The sequence below is a fragment of the Pseudomonas sp. NPDC087346 genome (genome assembly GCF_044744235.1).
Taxonomy (GTDB): domain Bacteria; phylum Pseudomonadota; class Gammaproteobacteria; order Pseudomonadales; family Pseudomonadaceae; genus Aquipseudomonas.
Genome location: NZ_JBIUXX010000184.1, coordinates 1 through 1153 on the forward strand (window position 1 = coordinate 1; position 1153 = coordinate 1153).

Below are 1153 nucleotides of genomic sequence, written 5' to 3' on the forward strand. Positions count from 1 at the left end.
AGTCGTTTTAATTGCAGGCCCCCACAGGCGGCCTTGTCGCGATCTTCAAACACTTTTGCCAGCCGAACGCCGAGCAACAGACTACGTGCATTTTGTTCGGACAACTGGCTGAAACGGTCGTAATAGTCACGTGCGGGCACATAATGCCTGTCTTCGAAGGACAACTCAGCCATTTCCAGCAAAGCACGCGGTTGTTGACGGTTCAGTCGCAGGGCTTTTTCCAGTTGCTGCTGAGCCAGATCACGCTGACCGAGCTTCGACGCTGTCATGCCAAGGTTCTCGAACACGCGAGAACGCTCAGGATACAGGGTATCGGCGGCCGCCTGTTCAAAACGCTCGTAGGCTTCCTTGTATCGCTTTTCTTCGTAGAGAAAACTGCCGTAATTATTGAGGGTGCGGGCATCGCCGGGACGGGAGGACAAAGCTTTGCGGAAGTGCTCGTCAGCCAGTTTCGGTTCCATCTCGGCCTGAAACACCAACCCCAGAGCAGCGTTGGCGTCAGGATCGGAACTGTCCAGATCCAGCGCCTTCTTCAATGGCACCTTGGCCCGCTCGGTCATGCCCTGCTGCAGGTATCCCAGCCCCAACTGCACGTAGGCAGCCCGCGCTTCATCGCGGCCCTTGCTGGTCTTCATCGGGTTGTAGTCACCCGACAGGACACAACCAGCACACAGGCTGGCCAACAGCAACAGCAGCGCAAAGCGCAGGGACATAGAGATCCTCTCTTAGTTAGTGTTCGCGGCGTTCTGTGCCAGATCGCTGTCGGCGCTCAACTCACGCACGGCGATGTAACGTTCGCTGCGACGGGTGCGATCCAGCACCTGCCCTACCAATTGACCGCATGCAGCGTCGATGTCTTCACCACGAGTGGTGCGGACAGTGACGTTGAAACCGGCCTGATGCAACTGATCCTGGAACCGGCGGATGGCATTGTTGCTCGGCCGCTCGTACCCGGAGTGCGGGAACGGGTTGAACGGGATCAGGTTGATCTTGCACGGAATGTTCTTCAGCAGCTCGATCATTTCCACCGCATGCTCAACTTTATCGTTGATGTCCTTGAGCAAGGTGTACTCGATGGTCAGCACACGCTTCTCGCCAAGGGCGGACATGTAGCGCTGGCACGACTCGAGCAGCATCTTAAGCGGATATTTCT

At 56.9% G+C, this 1153-nt stretch carries 1 protein-coding gene and 1 pseudogene; both read right to left on the reverse strand.

The genetic code is table 11. From position 1 onward, the window contains the following. Nucleotides 1-713 (reverse strand): type IV pilus biogenesis/stability protein PilW (gene pilW, locus ACIOZM_RS31955; protein ID WP_401221688.1); only part of this gene is annotated, 713 nt, incomplete at its 3' end. A gap of 12 nt (nt 714-725) precedes the next feature. After that, nucleotides 726-1153: pseudogene (locus tag ACIOZM_RS31960) on the reverse strand (23S rRNA (adenine(2503)-C(2))-methyltransferase RlmN); the annotation flags it as partial.